Annotated in this window: 2 protein-coding genes; both read right to left on the reverse strand. The window is 62.7% G+C overall.

Going from position 1 to position 1,174, the window contains the following annotated elements:
- The coding region (gene exbD, locus Absy_RS11455) for a TonB system transport protein ExbD (protein WP_048854898.1) at positions 1-437 on the reverse strand (437 nt) is incomplete at its 3' end.
- A 6-nt stretch (positions 438-443) separates the two neighbouring features.
- On the reverse strand, positions 444-1,174 hold a 731-nt coding region (exbB, locus tag Absy_RS11460; RefSeq protein WP_048854899.1), incomplete at its 5' end, for a tonB-system energizer ExbB.

A 1,174-nucleotide genomic window follows, 5' to 3' on the forward strand; every position in this document is an offset into this window, starting at 1 on the left:
TTGGCAGCGCTTTCGCTCCCCTGCTCCTGCCCCTGAAGGTTGACCAGCGCGACCTTGAGGTAGCCTGTCGTGCGCAGCTTATCCATCACCTCCATCAGGGTGCCGTAATCCACCGTTTTGTCGGCACGGAGAAAAATACGTTCGTCCTTGTTGCCCTTTGTCGCACTCTCCAGCGCACTGGCCAGACCATCCATGGTCGTATCATCCTCCCCCAATGCCAGACCATGGTCGGCCTTGACCGTAAGGAACACCGGGTCATCCGGCCGGGGGGTCGGTTTTTCGCTCGAGGAGGGCAGGTCAACAGGCACGTTCACCGTGGTCAGCGGTGCCGTGACCATAAAAATCACCAGCAGCACCAGCATCACGTCAATAAACGGCGTGACGTTGATCTCGCTCGCCTCATGCGGGTTTTCATCGGTATGGCGAATGCGGATCACGCGCGCTTACTCCCCCGCCACCGTGCGCACATCGCGCGCCTGATCAAGCCGCACAACCTGCCCGCTATTGCCCAGCCCCAGAGTCCGCCCCAGATCGCGCGAGACAAGGCGCATGACCAGCGCGGTCAGGTCCGCCACCTGTGCACGGCACGATGCGGTCTGGCGGGCAAGGTGGTTGTAAATGACCACCGCAGGGATGGCCGCAACCAGACCAAGGGCCGTGGCCAGCAGCGCCTCGGCAATGCCGGGGGCCACTACGGCAAGGCTGGTGGCCTTGCTGGCGGCAATACCGGTAAAGGAGGTCATGATCCCCCAGACCGTGCCAAACAGGCCAATAAAGGGCGAGGTCGCGCCAATGGTGGCCAGCACGCCGGTGCCGCGCATCAGGCGGCGGCCCTCTGCGGCTTCCAGCCGTTCAAGGTGCAGCACAATGCGCTCCTTCAGCCCCTCGCTATCGTGCAGAATATCCGCCGAGCGCGCACGTTCCGTTTCTGCCGCCATGACCAGCGTGTGGGCTATGCCAATCTGGCGTGTGCGCTCCTCCCCCAGATCCAGCGTGCCAGCCTGCTCCAGCGCCTGTTCCGCCTTGTGGAGCCTCGCACGCACACGCAGCAGTTCGACCGACTTGGCAACAAAAATGGTCCATGTCAGCACGCTGGCTACGGCCAGCAGAACCATAACGCACCTGACAACAGGCCCGGCATTGAGAAACATCTCCCACGGGGAGAAGGTAAGGG

It is taken from the genome of Acetobacter syzygii (assembly GCF_000964225.1).
Lineage (GTDB): Bacteria > Pseudomonadota > Alphaproteobacteria > Acetobacterales > Acetobacteraceae > Acetobacter > Acetobacter syzygii.